General features: G+C 73.8%; 1 protein-coding gene. It reads right to left on the reverse strand.

What is annotated here, in order from left to right; genetic code table 11:
* Nucleotides 1-180, reverse strand: a 180-nt coding sequence (locus tag SB660_RS24365) for a hypothetical protein (protein ID WP_410585234.1), incomplete at its 3' end; no start/stop codon positions are given.
* Between the last annotated feature and the right edge of the window lie 49 nt (nt 181-229).

The following is a 229-nucleotide window of genomic DNA, read 5'->3' on the forward strand; positions in this document are numbered from 1 at the left end:
GGCGCGCGGGTGAGGTGCGGTGTCCTGGCCGAGGAGCCAGATCGCGGTTCCGTCGGCGACGCGGGGGCGTGCGAGTTCCACGGCCTCGGCGAACGACGTCGTCGCGCGCGCCTCGATGATGCCCTCGACCGTGCCGGCGACCGTCTCGCTCTCGCGAGCGGTCGTCGCATCGCCGCACATGACGAGGGTCACCGCGGCAGGAGGTGTCGTCTGGGACCGGACGGCGTCG

This window comes from Bacillus sp. SIMBA_005 (genome assembly GCF_046535585.1).
Lineage (GTDB): Bacteria > Bacillota > Bacilli > Bacillales > Bacillaceae > Bacillus > Bacillus pumilus.